We start from the raw sequence: 17,239 nt of genomic DNA, 5'->3' as shown, positions 1-17,239 counted from the left end.
GTTCTCTCTGACGACTGAATTGCCAGAATGACAGCGGGCCCGCCGAACGCATCTGTTCGGCGGGCCCGACTGTCGGGTAGCGTGTCTCGAGTCAGATAAACCAATGGAGGTTTCATCGCATGGCGGATTTCCTGTCCGACTTCGCTGAGAAGTTCGGACTCATGTTCCTCGGCCTCGCCGCGTTCGCCGCGGTGGTCGGCATCCTTCTCTTCTTGGCAGACCGGGCCCCCAAGCGGGGCCGCGACGTACTGCAACTCCTCGTCTTCCTTCTTCCCGCGGGCATCCTGCTGACGGTGGGTCTCATCTACCCCGCGATCAACACGACAGTGCTGTCGTTCTTCAACCGCAACTCGCAGGAGTTCGTCGGCTTCGACAACTTCGTCTGGATGTTCACGCAGCCCCAGATTCAGATCACACTGCTCAACACGCTCGTCTGGGTGGCGCTCGTGCCGACGCTCTCGACGATCTTCGGCCTCGCGTACGCCGTCTTCATCGACAAGTCCAAGGGCGAGAAGGTTCTCAAGTCCCTCGTGTTCATGCCCATGGCGATCTCCTTCGTCGGCGCTGGCATCATCTGGCGCTTCATGTACGAATACCGGGCCGAAGGCTTCAGCGAGCAGATCGGCGTGCTCAACCAGCTCATCGTCTGGTTCGGCGGCGAACCGCAGCAGTTCCTGCAGAATTCGCCCTGGAACACGTTCTTCCTCATCATCGTCATGGTGTGGATCCAGACCGGTTTCGCCATGGTGCTGCTCTCCGCGGCCATCAAGGGCGTGCCCGTCGAGATCATCGAAGCCTCCCGCCTCGACGGCGCGAATCCGTGGCAGACGTTCTGGAATGTCACCGTGCCCGGCATTCGCGGCACGCTCGTCGTCGTCATCACGACGATCTCCATCGCGACTCTGAAGGTCTTCGATATCGTGCGCGCGATGACGGGCGGAAACTTCGACACCTCGGTGGTCGCCAACGAGATGTACACGCAGGCGTTCAACCGTGGTGAGTTCGGGCAGGGCTCGGCCCTCGCGCTCGTGCTGTTCGTGATGGTTCTGCCCATCGTCATCTACAACGTGCGCATCATGCGCAAGCAGAAGGAGATCCGATGAGCACGAGCAGCGGAACCAACGCGGGCACCAGCACGGACAAGGTGCAGAAGGCCGAGACGAAGCTCGACAAGCCGCTCGGCCAGAGGAACACGAGCAAGGGCGGCGGCAAGGCCAATCGGGTCAAGCAGCGCCTCACCTCCCGCTGGGCGACCTTCGCGGCCATCGTCATCGCCGTCGTGTGGACCATCCCCACTTTCGGGCTCCTCGTCTCGTCGATCCGCACGCCGGACGAGATTCGCACGACCGGCTGGTGGAATATCTTCGTGAGCCCGAGCTTCACGCTCGAGAACTACGCGGAAGTGCTCACCGTCTCCGGGGCCTCCTCGGCGAACCTCGGCCAGTACTTCGTGAACTCCCTCGTCATCGCGATCCCCGCAGCACTGTTCCCCATCGCGCTCGCGACGATGGCGGCATACGCTTTCGCGTGGATCAAGTTCAAGGGCGCCGGCGCGCTGTTCGTGCTCGTATTCGCCCTGCAGATCGTGCCGTTGCAGATGGCCCTCGTGCCACTCCTGCAGATCTTCAGCGGTGTACTCGGCATCAGCGGAACCTTCCCCGCGGTGTGGGTCGCGCACACGATCTTCGGGCTCCCCCTGTGCATCTTCCTGCTGCACAACTTCATCTCCGAGATTCCGGGCGAGGTCGTCGAGGCGGCCCGGGTCGACGGCGCGAACCACACGCAGATCTTCTTCCGCGTGATCATCCCGCTGTCGCTCCCGGCGCTCGCGTCGATCGGAATCTTCCAGTTCCTGTGGGTGTGGAACGACCTGCTCGTCGCCCTGGTGTTCTCCGGAGGCACGGCTGATGTCGCACCTCTGACGCAGCGCCTGGCAGAGCTCGTCGGCAACTTCGGGCGCAATACCGAGCGACTGCCCGCGGCGGCGTTCATCTCGCTCATCATCCCGCTCATCGTGTTCTTCAGCCTGCAGCGCTACTTCGTGCGCGGCTTGCTGGCGGGCTCGACGAAGGGCTGATCGGCCCACGCAGAATCCGAGGCCCCCGGTGCTCACGCCCGGGGGCCTCGTGCTGTGGATAGCGTGTGGTGGTGCGCGCTGATGGCGAACACGCGGGTCGCCGTCGGGGGCGCCAGCCTAGGCTCAAGAGGTGAGCATGGGAATGAGCGGGCGGGGCGCCCGAGGGTCAGCGCGAGTATCGAGATCGGATGCCGAGGCGCAGCGTGCGGAGAATGCTGAGGCCCCGCGCATCCCGAACCTGCTGCCGCGCATTGCGCGGCTGTTCCAGCCGCATCGCGCGCGCCTGACGCTCACCATCGCGCTCGTCCTCGTGTCGGCGGGTCTCAGCGTTCTGCCGCCCCTGCTCACGCAGCAGGCCTTCGATCGTGGCCTGTTCCCGCCCGAGGGCGGCCCGAACATCCCTGTTCTCGTGCAGCTCGTCAGCCTCATGCTGCTGCTCTGGATGCTCAGCGCAGGCCTCGGCATCGCTCAGACCTTCCTCACCGCCACGGTCGGCAACGCCGTCATGGCCCAACTGCGCGTGCGACTCTTCGCGCACCTGCAGAGCATGGAGCTCGGCTTCTTCACCCGCACGAAGACTGGCGCGATCCAGTCGCGCCTGCAGAACGACGTCGGCGGCGTGGCCGGAGTGCTCAACAACACCGTCTCAAGCGTCATCGGCAATACGGTCACCGTGATCGCGGCGTTCATCGCCATGCTGATCCTCAGCTGGCAGCTGACCGTCGTCGCGGTCATCCTGCTGCCGCTCCTGGTCATCGCCCAGCGGCGCGTCGGCCAGGTGCGGGCGCGGATCGCCACCAAGACGCAGGAGTCACTGAGCGACATGTCGGCGATCACTCAGGAGTCGCTGAGCGTCTCGGGCATCATGCTCGCCAAGAGCTTCTTCGGGCAGGCCGGGGAGATCGAGCGGTACCGCAGCGAGAACGCGGTGCAGCGTCGACTGCAGGTGCAGCTGCAGATGAGCGGCCAGTGGTTCTTCGCTATCGTCAACGTCTTCCTCTCCGTCATCCCCGCCGTCATCTACCTCGTTGCAGCGCTCCTCATCGACGCGGATGTCGCGGTGACGGCCGGCACGATCGTGGCCTTCACGACGGTGCAGGCCCGTCTCACGTTCCCTCTGCTCGGTCTGATGCGCGTCGCCCTCGACCTGCAGACCTCCGCTGCCCTGTTCGCGCGCATATTCGAGTACCTCGACCTCCGACCGGCGATCAGAGAGGCGCCGGAGGCCGGCGATGTCGACCCCGTCAAGGTGGGCTCGGTCGCGTTCCGCGACGTGGTCTTCCGGTACCCGGATGCCGGCGAGGAGAACGCCCCGACTCTCGACGGGGTCTCATTCACGGTCGAGCCCGGAGAGTTCGTGGCCTTCGTCGGGCCGTCCGGCGCCGGCAAGACGACGATCTCGTACCTGGTGCCGCGGCTGCACGAGGCGTCGAGCGGTGTCGTCGAGTTCGCGGGAGCCGACGTGCGCGAGTTGCGGCAGGAGTCGCTCATCGGCTCGGTCGGCATCGTCAGCCAGGAGACCTACCTGTTCCACGCGACGATCGCAGAGAACCTGCGCTACGCGAAACCCGACGCGACGGAGGAGGAGCTCGAGGCGGCCTGCCGTGCGGCGAGCATCCACGAGACCATCGAGTCGTTCCCCGAGGGCTACGCCACCGTTGTCGGCGAGCGGGGGTACCGTCTTTCCGGAGGGGAGAAGCAGCGCATAGCGATCGCGCGCGTGCTGCTCAAGGACCCCCCGGTGCTCATCCTCGACGAGGCGACGAGCGCGCTCGACTCGGTGTCGGAGCGTGTCGTGCAGCGAGCGCTCGACTCGGCGACCCGGGGGCGCACGACGATCGCGATCGCCCATCGCCTGTCGACCGTGAGCACGGCCGACCGTATACACGTCGTCGATCGGGGACGGATCGTCGAGACGGGCACCCACGCCGAGCTCGCCGCGCGCGGGGGCGTCTACGCGCGGCTCGTGGCCGAGCAGTCGACCGAGTTCGTGCCGGCCGAGAGCGAGTGACGTACTACTGGCGCGCGGCGAGCAGCTCGCGCATGTAGTCGATCTCCTTGTCCTGGATGGCGACCATTCCGGCCGCGAGGTTCGTCACGAGGGGCAGCTCGGTGCGGGCGAGCACAGCCTCCGCCATCTCGACGCCGCCGATGTGGTGCGCCGTCATGAGCTCGAGGAACAGGCGCTCGGCCTCCACTCCCTCGGCGACGGCGAGCGCGGACATCTGCTCGGGCGTCGCGAGGCCGGGCATCCGCTCACCGGGCACGTGACCCTCGCTGTGCTCGTCGTGACCGCCGTCGAGCGCGGGGCGCGCCATCCACGCCATCGGCTCCTCGGTCGACGTCTGCGGCACCCCCCAGCTCACCAGCCACGCGTACATCTGGCCCATCTGCTGGCTCTGCGCGGTGAGGATGTCCAGGGCGAGCAGGCGAACCTCCGGGTCGTCCGTCGCCTCGCGGATGAGGATCGCCATGTCGACGGCCTGAGAGTGGTGCGTCTGCATATCGCGGGCGAAGCCGGCCTCGGCGCTCGTCGCGGTCGGGGTGGCCTGACCTCCACCCGGCGCCGTCGCACGGCCGAGAAGCACACCGGCCACGAGGGCGACCAGTACCAGGAGCGAGCCGACGAGCGCGAGGCGCGCGCGCCGGCTCGAGGTCGAGAACGTGAGGGACACAGGCTAGGAGATCTTGCCGGGGCCGTCGACGGCCTGCGAGCACAGAGCGCCGGGCTCCGGCACCTCAGGGGACTGACGGTATTTGACGATGAAGTCGTTCAGCCGCGGGTCGTCGACGCCGTCGAGGGCAACCTGGAAGCCCCAGGCGCTCGCGTAGACGGGGGCGTCGAGGCCGTCGTAGGGGGAGAGGATCATGTAGGTGCTCGGCATCGCGTCGCGCAGCCGGTCGATCTCGTCGTCGCTGAGTTGCGCGGGGTCGTACGTGACCCAGACCGCGCCGTGCTCAAGCGAGTGCACGGCGTTCTCGTTGGGCACGGGCTCCTCGTAGATGCCGCAGTTGAGCCAGGCGGGGTTGTGGGGCCCACCGGCGGGCGGGGTCTGGTCGTAGTCGACCGCGGTCTGCACATGAATCGGATCGAGCCCCTCGATCACCTGCACGCCCTCGACCTCAATCGTCGATGGATCGACGGGGGGCGTGGCTGACGTGACGACGACGGCGATGATGAGGCTCAGCACTCCCGCACCGGCGGCGACCGAGCCGAGCACGGTGATGCGGTTACGCACCTTTTCCGCCTGCTGCTTCTTCTTGAGGGCCGCCACCTTTTCGGCGCGGCGCTTCTCGCGCTGCTGCTTGACGGTCAGAGTGTCGTCGTCAGAGGTGCCATCAGCCACGTCGGGGCTCCTGTCGTTCACATGGGGGGCTCGAGATGGGCATCCCGCACGGGGCGCACCGCCCTCAGCATGGCAGAGAACCCCTGGTGGGGCCTGACAGCGCCCCCTTGCGCGAGGGACGTCCACCTCTCGCTCTTGGCGGAACGGCAGGATACTCTTCGAGAGCGCACTTCGCGCGAAACACTCTCTCGGACCCCCTGTCCCTGGCGCTCCCCGAGGTAGCCATGTCACCGAGCGATGCCGCAGCGGGCGCGGACGGCGCACCTCTGGCACCCTCTCGCGCCCGCCGACGGGCGGGATTGAGCATCCAGTCGACCGTGCTCGTCATGCTGCTCGTCGTGAGCCTGACATCGAACGTGCTCGTCGGGCTCATCGGGTACAACAATGCCGCCGACTCGTTGCGCGACGCCGCCTTCGATCGGCTTGTGGAGGTGCGCGACTCGCGTGAGCGCGAGATCGAGCGACTCTTCTCCACGCTCCAGAGCACGATCGTCGTGCACGCGAGCGGGCAGAGCGTGGTGGAGGCGACCCAGGCCTTCACCTCAGGGTTCGCCGAGCTCGACGGCCTCGAGCTCACGCAGCCGCAGCTCGAGCAGCTTGCGCAGTACTACGACGATGTCGTCGGGCCCCGATTGGCGACAGCGGGGGCGGAGGTGGACGCCTCGACCCTCGTGCCGCTGAGCGCCGCAGCGCGGTATCTGCAGAGTGAGTACACGGTGCCATCGGAGAGCTTCGAGGAGGCGCTCGCGGTCGACGATGCTGGGGACGGCTCCGCGTGGTCGGCGGCGCATGCGGCCTACCACGACCACTTTCGCACCATGACGACGCGTCTCGAGTACGAGGACGTGCTGTTGCTCGATACCGATGGCACCATTGTGTACTCCGCCTACAAGGGCATCGACCTGGGCAGCAATGTCGTGGAAGGACCGCTGCGCTTCACGAACCTGTCTGTCGCCTATACCTCCGCGATGACCACCAACCTGCTCGGCGAGGTCGCTCTCACCGACTTCGGGGAGTACCCGCCCTCCCTGGACAGACAGGCGGGGTGGGCAGTGACCCCGGTCAGCGCCGACGGCGCCATCATCGGCGCACTGGCCGTGGAGCTGCCGATCGAGCGCGTAAGCCGCGTCATGACCGCTGATGAAGACTGGGCCCAGGGCGGGCTCGGTCGCACTGGCGAGGTCTACCTCGTGGGCGCCGACTCGCTCATGCGCTCCCCATCACGCGTGCTACTCGAAGACCCCGAAGCCTTCGCAGCAGCAGCGGTGGAGGCCGGAATGGCAGAACCCCTCGCCGCGACGATCGTCCAGAACCAGACCACCGTGGGCCTGCAGCCGATTCGTACCGAGGCCGCGAGCGATGCCCTCGCCGGGCGCACCGGCACGATCATCGCGGCCAACTACCTCAATCGCGACACACTCGCCGCCTACGGGCCGGTCGACGTCGGCGACCTCGGCTGGGTTGTCGTCGCCGAACTCGATACGAGCGAAGCCTTCGCGCCGGTGACCGACTTCACCCGCAACCTCGTGATCTCCTCGGCCGTGCTCGCCCTCATCGTCTCCGTGCTCTCCCTGCTACTCGCCCGCATTTTCGTGCGACCACTGCGCGCGCTGGCGCGAGGTGCTCAACGCATCGCGGCGGGCGAGACCGGCGTCGTCGTCGACGCGGGCCGCAGCGACGAGATGATGAGCGTCGCCACCGCCTTCAACGACATGAGCCGCAGTCTGCAGGTCAAGGCCGACCTTCTCGACGAGCAGACGGCAGAGAGCGAGAAGCTGCTGCGCGCGCTCATGCCCGAGCCGGTCATCCGGCGCTATCGCGATGGTGACCAGACGATCGCGGAGGATCACCACGACGTGACTGTGCTGTACGCCGACATCGTGGGTTTCGACGACTACAGCAGTGCGCTTGACTCCGCTGCCCGGCTCGACCTGCTCAACGAGCTCGTCAAGCAGTTTGACGAGGCGGCGGCAGCACTCGGGGTCGAGCACGTGCGTACGACGACCAAGGGGTACCTCGCGAGCTGCGGCATGTCCGTGCCGCGCGTCGACAATGCGCGCCGCATGGTCGACTTCGCGCTCGAGATGCAGAGGATCCTCGAGCGGTTCGGCGGGCAGTGGGGAGCCGAACTGCACCTCAGGGCAGGAATCGACCTCGGGGAGGCCAGCAGCGGACTCGTCGGTCGTGCACACGTCGTCTACGACCTGTGGGGCGAGGCCGTGAACCTCGCCTTCCGCATCCAGAGCGAGCACCCCGAGACCGGCATCTTCGTCACCGAGCGGGTGTCGGCCCGGTTGCCCGCGACCGTGCCGTTGATCGACGCAGGCGCGGTCGTCGACGGGCGCGACGAGGTGCGCATCTGGCGGGTGCACGGCACGGGTGGCGGCGGAGTACGAGATGCCTGAGCCGAGGGAAACGGCCGTCGGGGTCACACGATGACCGAGGTCTGGAGCGAGAGCTGGTTCTGGCCCGCTCTGAGCGTCATCATCGGCATGCCGATAGCGCTGCTCGTGCTCAGTGAGGTCTACGAGCACCTCAGGCGACTCGATCATCCCGCGGCGCGCATCGTGCGCCTGCTGCGCACCGTCGTCGTTCCGGTCGCCGCCCTGCTCGTGCTGCTTAGTCAGACCAGCGAGGTCGATGTCGACGCGAACTGGACCCGCATCGTGGCGACAGTGCTCGGGTTCCTGCTCATCGTCGTCCTCATCAACGGCCTCAACGTCGCCCTGTTCGTGTCGGCGCGCAAGGGCAGCTGGCGCGACCGCCTGCCGTCGATCTTCCTCGACGTCACCAGGTTCCTCCTCATCCTTGTCTCTCTGGCGCTCCTGTTCTCCTGGGTGTGGGGCGCCGATGTCGGAGGTCTCTTCACAGCGCTCGGCATCGGCTCGATCGTCATCGGACTCGCGCTGCAGAACGCCGTGGGCTCTGTGCTCTCCGGTCTGTTGCTGCTGTTCGAGCAGCCCTTCCAGCTCGGCGACTGGCTCGACCACAACGGAGTGCGCGGCCAGGTGGAGGAGGTCAACTGGCGGTCGGTGCACATCCGGACGGTCCGCGGCGTGCAGATCGTGCCCAACTCGGAGCTCGCCGGTTCCTCCTTCACCAACCTCACCCGCAAGGGCCGCCCCTACTCGGCCTGCGAGACCGTGACGTTCGCGACGGAAGACCCGCCGCATCGCGTGATCGCTGTCATGGAAGGCGTCGCCGCCGACCTCCCTCACCTCGCACCGAGCGCTGCCCCGAGCGCGACCGCTCTCGGAGCCGCTCAGTACGAGATCACCCTGCCGTTGCTCTCGCCCGGGACGCACTACGACGCTGCCGTCGAGTTCCACCGCGTGCTCTGGTACGCGGCACGACGCGCCGGGCTGCACCTCGATCGGGACTACTTCGACGACTACAACACCGCAGCGCGCCGTCGCGAGTGCCTGCTGCGCGCCTGCACGGTGCTGCACTGCTCGAGCGACCAGGTCGACGCCCTCATCGACCGGGTGAGAGCAGAGCGGTACACCCACGGGGAGAAACTGCAGCACGTGGGGGAGGTGCCGGAGGGCATCCGCATCATCATGTCCGGGCTGGCGCGCATGACCGTCGAGACCGGCGACGGCGCACGCCTACCCGTCACCGATCTGCAACGCGACGAGCTCGTGGGCCTCACCTCGCTCACTCGGCAGGGCATCAATGCGTCCGTGCAGGCGGTCACCGAGGTGGAGGCCCTGCTCGTACCCGTGACCGTGCTCGACGAGCTCGTGGCCGATCGCCCCGAGCTCGCGAGGGACATCGGTCGCGAGATCGACAATCGTCGGCGCCTCGTCGTCGACGGCTTCGCGGCCGCCGGTCTCGCGCTGCCGCTCAGCTCGCGCGCGATCGCCTACTGAGCCGCCTGGGCACGCGGCGGCGCTGATAGCGTGAACGCACCATGAAGTACGCGCAGACCGTGACCGATCTCATCGGCGATACGCCCCTCGTCAAGCTCAACCGCGTGACGGAGGGCATCACGGCGACCGTTCTCGCCAAGGTCGAGTACCTCAACCCCGGCGGGTCGTCGAAAGACCGCATCGCGACCCGCATCATCGACGCGGCCGAGCGGGAAGGCCACCTGAAGCCCGGCGGCACCATCGTCGAGCCCACGAGCGGCAATACCGGCGTCGGCCTCGCGCTCGTGGCCCAGCAGCGCGGATACCGCTGCGTGTTCGTGCTGCCCGACAAGGTCGGTGAGGACAAGCGCAACGTGCTCACGGCCTACGGTGCAGAGATCGTCGTCACGCCGACCGCCGTCGCCCCCGACGACCCCGAGTCGTACTACTCGGTGAGCGACCGGCTGGCCACCGAGATTCCCGGCGCCTTCAAGCCCAACCAGTACGCGAACCCCAACGGCCCGCTCTCGCACTATGAGACGACCGGTCCCGAGATCTGGCGCGACACCGAGGGCCGCGTCACGCACTTCGTCACGGGTGTCGGCACGGGCGGCACCATCACGGGCGCGGGCCGCTATCTGCGCGAGATCAGCGCTGACACCCCGCGTGAGCGTGTGCAGATCATCGGCGCCGACCCGGTGGGCAGTGTCTACTCCGGTGGCACCGGCCGCCCGTACCTGGTCGAGGGCGTGGGGGAGGACTTCTGGCCCGGCGCCTACGACCCGAGCGTCGTCGACCGCATCGTGGCGGTGAGCGACCAGGAGTCTTTCGACATGACCCTGCGTCTCGCCCGCGAAGAGGGCCTGCTGGTCGGCGGGTCGTGCGGTATGGCTGTCGTCGCGGCCCTCGAGGTCGCGCGCGAGCTCGGCCCCGACGACGTCGTCGTCGTCCTCCTGCCCGACGGCGGCCGCGGCTACCTGGGCAAGATCTTCAACGAGGGCTGGATGCGCCGCCACGGCTTCGCGCCGGCCACAGGCTCGCCGGCCGTCGCCGATCTGCTCGGCGAGCAGCCTCGCCCACTCGCGCACGTGCGCCGCGAGCACACCGTGGGCGAGGCGATCGCCGCGCTCGAGTCGTCGGCGGGCGCGCTGCCCGTCGTCGCGGCAGAGCCGCCGCTCGTGCTCGGCGAGGTGCTCGGTGCGGTCTCCGCCTCCGGGCTGCTGTCGGCGCTCGCCTCGGGCGAGGTCACGGCCTCCCACCCGGTGACGGCGGCGATGGGTCCGGCGCTGCCCGTCGTCGGTGCGCACGAGTCGCTGGAAGCCGCGGCTGAGCGGTTCGCCTCGCGCGGTGCGGGCGGCCGCGTGCCCGACGTGCTTCTCGTGCTCGACGGCGGCAACCCGATCGGTCTGCTGTCGCGGCACGACCTGCTCGCCGCCCTCGCGCGCTGAGGCGCGAGCATCCCCCTGCCTGTCGCCCGATTCCACTGTCTGGAGAACCATGACCGACCACGCCGACCACGGCTTCGCCACGCGCGCCATCCACGCCGGGCAGGATTTCGACCCGACGACAGGCGCGATTATCCCGCCCGTCTACTTCACATCGACGTTCGTGCAGGAGGGCATCGGGCGGCTGCGCGGCGGCTACGAGTACGCGCGCGGCGGCAACCCGACGCGGGATGCCCTGCAGCAGCAGCTCGCCGCCCTCGAAGGCGCCGACCATGCGGTGAGCTTCGCCTCGGGCCTCGCCGCGGAGGACGCGCTACTGCGCGCCGTGCTGCGCCCCGGCGACCACGTGCTCATGGGCAACGACGTGTACGGCGGCACGCACCGCCTCGTGCGGCGCATCTTCGGAGACTGGGGCATCGGCCTCACGACCATGGCGCTCGCCGACCCCGATGCCGTGCGGGCGGCGCTCGCCGAGCTGGGGCCGCGGGTGCTGTGGCTCGAAACGCCGAGCAATCCGATGATGACGGTCACCGACATCGCGCAGCTCGCCGAGCTGGGGCATGCCGCGGGCGCTCTCGTCGTCGTCGACAACACCTTTGCGACACCGTACCTGCAGCAGCCGCTCTCCCTCGGCGCCGACGTCGTCGTGCACTCGACGACGAAGTACCTGGGTGGCCACTCCGATGTGCTGGGCGGCGCCATCGTCACCTCAGATGCCGAGCTTGCCTCGACGGTGCAGTTCCAGCAGTTCGCGGCTGGCGCGGTCTCCGGCCCGATGGATGCCTGGCTCACCTCCCGGGGCATCAAGACTCTCGCGGTGCGCATGGAGCGGCACAGCGCGAACGCGCAGGCGATCGCGGAGGCCATCGAGGGCCACGCCGCGGTGGCGCGCGTGCACTACCCGGGCCTGCCCTCCCACCCCGACCACGCCCTCGCCGCGCGGCAGATGCGTCTATTCGGCGGGATGCTGTCGCTCGAGCTCGCCGGTGGCGGGGTGGCCGCCCGCGCCTTCGCCGAGGGGACCCGGTTGTTCCAGCTCGCCGAGTCGCTGGGCGGGGTCGAGTCGCTCATGAACTACCCGAGCGAGATGACCCACGCCTCGGTGCGCGGCACCGAGCTCGAGGTGCCCGACTCGATCGTGCGCCTCTCGGTCGGCATCGAGGAGGTCGACGACCTCGTCGCGGACGTGCTGCAGGCCCTCGAGCGGCTGTAGCCGGGCATCCGCAGTCGCCGATCTGGCGGGCGGGGGCGCACCGCGCGGCATAATGGGGGCCGAACGCGTGTGACCGTACACATTTCTGCCTCGAACGGACGACGATGACCCCCGATACCGGCCGGCCCGCGGAGCCGGGGCGCGTGCGCGCTCCGAACATCCGCGACGTGGCGAGAGTCGCGGGCGTCTCGTATCAGACCGTCTCACGCGTACTCAATGACAGCCCGAGCATCCGGCCGGAGACGCTGCAGCGCGTGCGCGATGCGATTGCCGAGCTCGGCTACCGCCCCAATCAGGCGGCGCGTGCGCTTGTCACGAGCCGCTCTCGCACGATCGGCGTGCTCGCGGCGCAGACCGTGCACTACGGTCCGGCCACGAGCATCCACGCTATTGAGACCGCGGCGCGCGAAGCTGGCTACCGCCTCTCGATCACCAACATCTCGTCGAGCGAGTCCGCATCGATCAAGGCGGGGCTCGACTACCTCATGAGCCAGTCCGTCGAGGCCCTCATCGTCATCGCGCCCCAGGTGCGCGTGTTCGAGGCGATCAACGAGCTGCAGCTCACCGTGCCCTACGTCACCCTCGAGGCGACGGGCCTCGGCACCTCGCATTCGCTGTGGGTGGATCAGGTGATGGGTGCGCGCCAGGCGACGAAGCACCTCATCGACCTCGGCCACACCGAGATCATGCACATCTCCGGCCCACAGGACTGGATCGAGGCGGAGGCGCGCATGCAGGGCTTCCTGCGCGAGCTCTCCGACGCCGACCTGCGCACGCGCGCGCCGATCCTCGGCGACTGGACGGCGTCATTCGGCTACTACGCCGGTCTCGAGCTGCTGCGGTACCGCGACTTCTCGGCAGTGTTCGTGGGCAATGACCAGATGGCGCTCGGGTTCATGCACGCGTGCCGCGAGTCGGGGCTGTCAGTGCCCGGCGACATCTCGATCGTCGGCTTCGACGACATCCCCGAGGCGGCGCACTTCTCGCCGCCGCTCACGACGGTGCGGCAGAACTTCGTCGAGATCGGGCGACGCGCGATCGAGCTGCTGCTCGGGGAGCTGCGCGGCGAAACCGAGATGAGCCACGACCCCGTACAGCCGGAGCTGATCATCCGAGAGTCGACCACACGCAAGAGCTGACCCACCCCTCGCCCGTGCCCATGCCCCTGCCAGATCTGGCGCGAATGGGCGCTTGCCAGCGCGACGTGCGCCCCTATGCGTCAGATCTGGCGGGGGCGGGTGGAGTGGGACGCCTCGTTATGAACTTGTGACCGTTTCGTCTCGCCACGGCTTGACAGATGTGACCGTTTCGCCGTTAGAGTGCTGGAGCATGATGTGAACGGTCACACGCGGGCCCTCTCTGCGGACAGGATCCGCACCCAGTCATTCCGTTCCACCCCGGCGTCGGGCCCCCGTCGTCGCAGCGACGATGGAGTCCCATGAGTACCGACGCCCTGAGCCCCGAGGTGCAGGTCGCCGTCGCGCGCGTGCGCGACGAGGTCGCGGCGCTGCATGCCGAGCTCGTGCGCTACGGCCTCGTCGTCTGGACCGGGGGCAACGTGAGCGGCCGCGTGCCGGGCGCCGACCTCTTCGTGATCAAGCCCAGCGGTGTCTCCTACGACGAGCTCGACCCCGCGACCATGATTCTGTGCACGCTCGACGGCGTGGTCGTGCCCAACACCCCCGGGAGCGATCGCAGCCCCTCCAGCGACACCGCGGCCCACGCCTACGTCTACCGGGAAATGCCCGAGGTCGGCGGCGTCGTCCACACCCACTCGACCTACGCGACCGCGTGGGCCGCGCGCGCCGAGGCGATCCCGTGCGTCATCACGGCGATGGCCGACGAGTTCGGCGGAGAGATACCGGTCGGCCCGTTCGCGATCATCGGCGACGACTCGATCGGCCGCGGAATCGTGCAGACCCTCCAGGGCCATCGCTCACGCGCCGTGCTCATGCGCAATCACGGCCCCTTCACGATCGGCAGGGACGCCCGCGACGCCGTCAAGGCGGCCGTCATGCTCGAGGATGTCGCGCGCACGGTGCACATCGCCCGCCAGCTCGGCGAACCGCTGCCGATCGAGCCTGCCGCGATCGATGCGCTCTTCGATCGCTACCAGAACGTCTACGGCCAGTCGACCGCGACCACGGGAGCGAGCCGGTGAGCGCCGCCGCGACGACGATCGCCGACGGTCGGGCAGTGCTCGGTATCGAGCTCGGGTCGACCCGCATCAAGGCCTGCCTCATCAGCGACGACCCCGCCGAGGTGATCGCTACGGGATCGCACGAGTGGGAGAACCAGTTCGTGGACGGCGTGTGGACGTACGCGCTCGACGACGTCGTCCTGGGGCTGCAGAGCGCGTACGCCGCTCTCGTCGAGGACGCGCGCGATCGTCACGGCGTCGCGCCGACTGCCTACGCGGCCATCGGAGTCTCGGCGATGATGCACGGCTACCTCGCCTTCGACGGCGACGGCGAGCTGCTCGTGCCGTTCCGCACCTGGCGCAACACCAGCACGGGCGAGGCCGTCGCCGAGCTCACGCAGCTGTTCGGCGTGAGCATCCCGCAGCGCTGGTCCATCGCCCACCTGCATCAGGCGATCATGAATCGCGAGGACCACGTTCGGCGCATCCGCCACCTCACGACCCTGGCTGGCTATGTGCACGAGCGACTCACGGGCGAGCGCGTGCTCGGCGTCGGCGACGCCTCCGGCATGTTCCCCGTCGATGCGGCGGGCGAGGCGTACGACGCGCAGCTCATCGCGCGCTACGACGAGGCGCTCGCCGAGTCGCCCCTCGCCGGTTCGATCGCGGGTCTGCTGCCGCGGATCCTGCGCGCGGGCCAAGAGGCGGGGCGCCTCAGCGACGCGGGGGCGTCACTGCTCGACCCGTCCGGTGCTCTGCAACCGGGCGCTGTGCTGTGCCCTCCCGAGGGCGACGCGGGAACCGGGATGGTCGCCACGAACGCGGTCGCCCCGCGCAGGGGAAACGTGAGCGCCGGCACGAGCATCTTCGCGATGGTCGTGCTCGACCAGCCCCTGGCGGGCATCCACCCCGAGATCGATGTCGTCGCCACACCCGCCGGCGTGCCGGTCGCCATGGTGCACTGCAACAACGGCGCGAGCGAGCTCGCAGCCTGGGTCGCCACGTACCGCCGCTTCGCGCAGCTCGCCGGCGCCGAGATCAGTGCAGACGAGGCCTACCGCATCGCGTTCGCCGAGGCTCTGGAGGGCGAGGCCGATGCGGGCGGAATACTCGCGTACAACCAGGTCGCCGGTGAGCCTGTCGCCCACCTCTCCGCCGGTCGCCCGCTCGTGGTGCGCGGACCCGAGAGCCGTCTCACGCTCGCCAACACGATGCGCGCGCAGCTCTACGGGGTCTTCGCGACCCTGAGCCTGGGCATGCGCGTGCTGCGCGCCGAGGGCGTGACCGTCGAACTGATGCACGCGCACGGCGGCGTTTTCCGCACGGCCGGGGTCGCGCAGCAGTTCCTCGCGGCGGCCCTCGACGCACCCGTGGCGGTCGCCGAGAGCGCCTCCGAGGGCGGCGCGTGGGGCATCGCCGTGCTCGCGGCGTTTACGGCATCCGGAGGCGGCGACCTTGCGACCTACCTTGACGAGCGGGTCTTCGCCGCCAGCGCCGCCGAGCCCTTGGAGCCCCGCGCCGATGACGTGGCGGGCTTCGCCGCCTACCTCGCGCGCTACGACGCCGGGCTCGATGTTCAACGACGCGCCATCGAGGTGCTCTGACCCATGATGAGGAGAAGCGTGTCCCGTAGCATCGTTCCCGACCTCAGCACCTTCGAGGTCTGGTTCCTCACCGGAAGCCAGAACCTGTACGGCGACGAGACCCTGCGGCAGGTCGCCGAGCAGTCCCAGGCGGTCGTCGCTGGCCTGCAGTCAGCCTCGAGCATCCCCGTCACCGTCGTGTGGAAGCCGACGCTCGTGGACTCCGCGAGCATCAAGAACGTCATGCTCGAGGCGAACGCCGCCGACAACGTCATCGGCGTCATCGCCTGGATGCACACCTTCAGCCCGGCCAAGATGTGGATCGCCGGGCTCGATGCGCTGAGCAAGCCGCTCCTCCACCTGCACACCCAGGCCGACGTCGCCCTTCCGTATGCGTCGATCGACATGGACTTCATGAACCTGAACCAGGCGGCGCACGGCGACCGCGAGTTCGGGTACATCCAGTCGAGGCTCGGCGTGGCCCGCACGACCGTCGTCGGCCACGTGTCGAACCCGGCGGTCACCGACCGCATCGGCGTGTGGGCCCGCGCGGCGGCCGGGTGGCACGCCGCCCACGAGCTCAGGCTCGCCCGTTTCGGCGACAACATGAGGTACGTCGCCGTCACCGAGGGCGACAAGACCGAGGCCGAGCTGCGCTTCGGCGTGCAGGTCAACACCTGGGGCGTCACGGAGCTGGCCGACGCGGTCCACGCCGTGAGCGACTCCGCCATCGACGCTCTCGTGGCGGAGTACCTCGATCTCTACGACGTCGCGCCCGAGCTGAAGCCGGGCGGCGGCCGCCACGACTCGCTGCGGTACGGTGCAGCGATCGAGGCGGGGTTGCGCGGATTCCTCGACGACGGAGGCTTCACCGCCTTCACCACCTCTTTCGAGGACCTCGCCGACCTTCGTCAGCTGCCCGGCCTCGCGGTGCAGCGCCTCATGGCCGACGGCTACGGTTTCGGAGCCGAGGGCGATTGGAAGACCGCCGTGCTCGTGCGCGTCGCCGCCGTCATGGGAGCCGGGCTTCCCGGTGGCGCGAGCCTCATGGAGGACTACACCTACGACCTCACTCCCGGCCACGAGCTCATCCTCGGCGCCCACATGCTCGAAGTGAGCCCCTCCCTCACGACGCAGAAGGCGCGCCTGGAGATCCACCCCCTCGGCATCGGCGGCAAGGAGGACCCGGTGCGGCTCGTCTTTACGGCAGACGCCGGGCCCGCGGTCGTCGCGGCGCTCAGCGACATGCGCGACCGCTTCCGGCTCGTGGCGAACGTCGTCGAGAACGTCGCCCTCCCGCAGCCGATGCCCCACCTGCCTGTCGGGCATGCCGTCTGGAAGCCGGCGCCCGACTTCGCCACCTCCGCAGCCGCCTGGCTGACGGCGGGGGCCGCCCACCACACGGTCATGACCACCCAGGTCGGCGTCGAGGTCTTCCGGGACTTCGCGCACATGGCCGGCGTCGAGCTGCTCGTCATCGACGAGAGCACCACGCTCGAGGGGTTCCAGCGCGAGCTGCGCGGGAACGCCGCCTACTACCGACTCGCGCAGGGCCTGTGAGCACCGCGCGCGTCACCCCCACA

The 17,239-nt window shown here is 68.7% G+C and carries 13 protein-coding genes; 11 read left to right on the top strand and 2 right to left on the bottom strand.

Annotated features, from left to right (window positions below):
- The first annotated feature begins 119 nt into the window (after positions 1-119).
- The 3 genes from RJQ01_RS12195 (at position 120) to RJQ01_RS12185 (ending at position 4,088) form a co-directional block, all read left to right on the top strand.
- Positions 120-1,103: a carbohydrate ABC transporter permease gene (locus RJQ01_RS12195; protein WP_350476995.1), complete on the top strand. Its 984-nt coding sequence runs from the start codon at positions 120-122 to the stop codon at positions 1,101-1,103.
- On the top strand, positions 1,100-2,077 hold the full coding sequence (locus RJQ01_RS12190; protein WP_350476994.1) for a carbohydrate ABC transporter permease: 978 nt from the start codon (positions 1,100-1,102) through the stop codon (positions 2,075-2,077). The genes RJQ01_RS12195 and RJQ01_RS12190 overlap by 4 nt, the downstream gene beginning before the upstream one ends.
- A 136-nt stretch (positions 2,078-2,213) precedes the next feature.
- Complete coding sequence (locus RJQ01_RS12185; RefSeq protein ID WP_350477089.1) at positions 2,214-4,088, top strand: ABC transporter ATP-binding protein; 1,875 nt, start codon at positions 2,214-2,216, stop codon at positions 4,086-4,088.
- 4 nt (positions 4,089-4,092) lie between these two features.
- Here RJQ01_RS12185 and RJQ01_RS12180 read toward each other — a convergent pair whose 3' ends face one another.
- Positions 4,093-4,752, bottom strand: a complete 660-nt coding sequence (locus tag RJQ01_RS12180; protein WP_350476993.1) for a DUF305 domain-containing protein — start codon at positions 4,750-4,752, stop codon at positions 4,093-4,095.
- 3 nt (positions 4,753-4,755) lie between these two features.
- Complete coding sequence (locus RJQ01_RS12175; protein ID WP_350476992.1) at positions 4,756-5,424, bottom strand: thioredoxin-like domain-containing protein; 669 nt, start codon at positions 5,422-5,424, stop codon at positions 4,756-4,758.
- A 224-nt stretch (positions 5,425-5,648) separates the two neighbouring features.
- Here RJQ01_RS12175 and RJQ01_RS12170 point away from each other — a divergent pair, with 224 nt between their 5' ends.
- From RJQ01_RS12170 to araA, 8 genes are all read left to right on the top strand, one after another.
- Complete coding sequence (locus RJQ01_RS12170; protein WP_350476991.1) at positions 5,649-7,829, top strand: adenylate/guanylate cyclase domain-containing protein; 2,181 nt, start codon at positions 5,649-5,651, stop codon at positions 7,827-7,829.
- A gap of 30 nt (positions 7,830-7,859) precedes the next feature.
- Complete coding sequence (locus RJQ01_RS12165) at positions 7,860-9,296, top strand: mechanosensitive ion channel domain-containing protein (protein ID WP_350476990.1); 1,437 nt, start codon at positions 7,860-7,862, stop codon at positions 9,294-9,296.
- A 41-nt stretch (positions 9,297-9,337) separates the two neighbouring features.
- Positions 9,338-10,723 carry a cystathionine beta-synthase gene (locus tag RJQ01_RS12160; RefSeq protein WP_350476989.1) on the top strand — a complete coding sequence of 462 codons (1,386 nt, stop codon included), beginning with the start codon at positions 9,338-9,340 and terminating at the stop codon, positions 10,721-10,723.
- A 49-nt stretch (positions 10,724-10,772) separates the two neighbouring features.
- Positions 10,773-11,933: a cystathionine gamma-synthase gene (locus tag RJQ01_RS12155; RefSeq protein WP_350476988.1), complete on the top strand. Its 1,161-nt coding sequence runs from the start codon at positions 10,773-10,775 to the stop codon at positions 11,931-11,933.
- Positions 11,934-12,037: 104 nt separating this feature from the next.
- A complete protein-coding gene (locus RJQ01_RS12150) occupies positions 12,038-13,072 on the top strand; it encodes a LacI family DNA-binding transcriptional regulator (protein ID WP_350476987.1) in 1,035 nt (344 codons plus the stop codon).
- Between the two features lie 299 nt (positions 13,073-13,371).
- Positions 13,372-14,094 (top strand): L-ribulose-5-phosphate 4-epimerase, encoded by a 723-nt coding sequence (locus tag RJQ01_RS12145; RefSeq protein WP_350476986.1) that lies wholly within the window; start codon positions 13,372-13,374, stop codon positions 14,092-14,094.
- Positions 14,091-15,677 carry a xylulokinase gene (locus tag RJQ01_RS12140; protein WP_350476985.1) on the top strand — a complete coding sequence of 529 codons (1,587 nt, stop codon included), beginning with the start codon at positions 14,091-14,093 and terminating at the stop codon, positions 15,675-15,677. Before RJQ01_RS12145 ends, RJQ01_RS12140 begins: the two co-directional genes overlap by 4 nt.
- Before the next feature lie 30 nt (positions 15,678-15,707).
- Positions 15,708-17,216 (top strand): L-arabinose isomerase, encoded by a 1,509-nt coding sequence (gene araA / locus RJQ01_RS12135; RefSeq protein ID WP_350477088.1) that lies wholly within the window; start codon positions 15,708-15,710, stop codon positions 17,214-17,216.
- Positions 17,217-17,239 lie beyond the last annotated feature (23 nt).

Origin of the sequence: Microcella sp., from assembly GCF_040286215.1 — a bacterium.
Classification (GTDB): Bacteria; Actinomycetota; Actinomycetes; order Actinomycetales; family Microbacteriaceae; genus Microcella.
The sequence above is the reverse complement of the archived record's forward strand: the minus strand, read 5'-3'. Positions and strand labels throughout refer to the sequence as shown.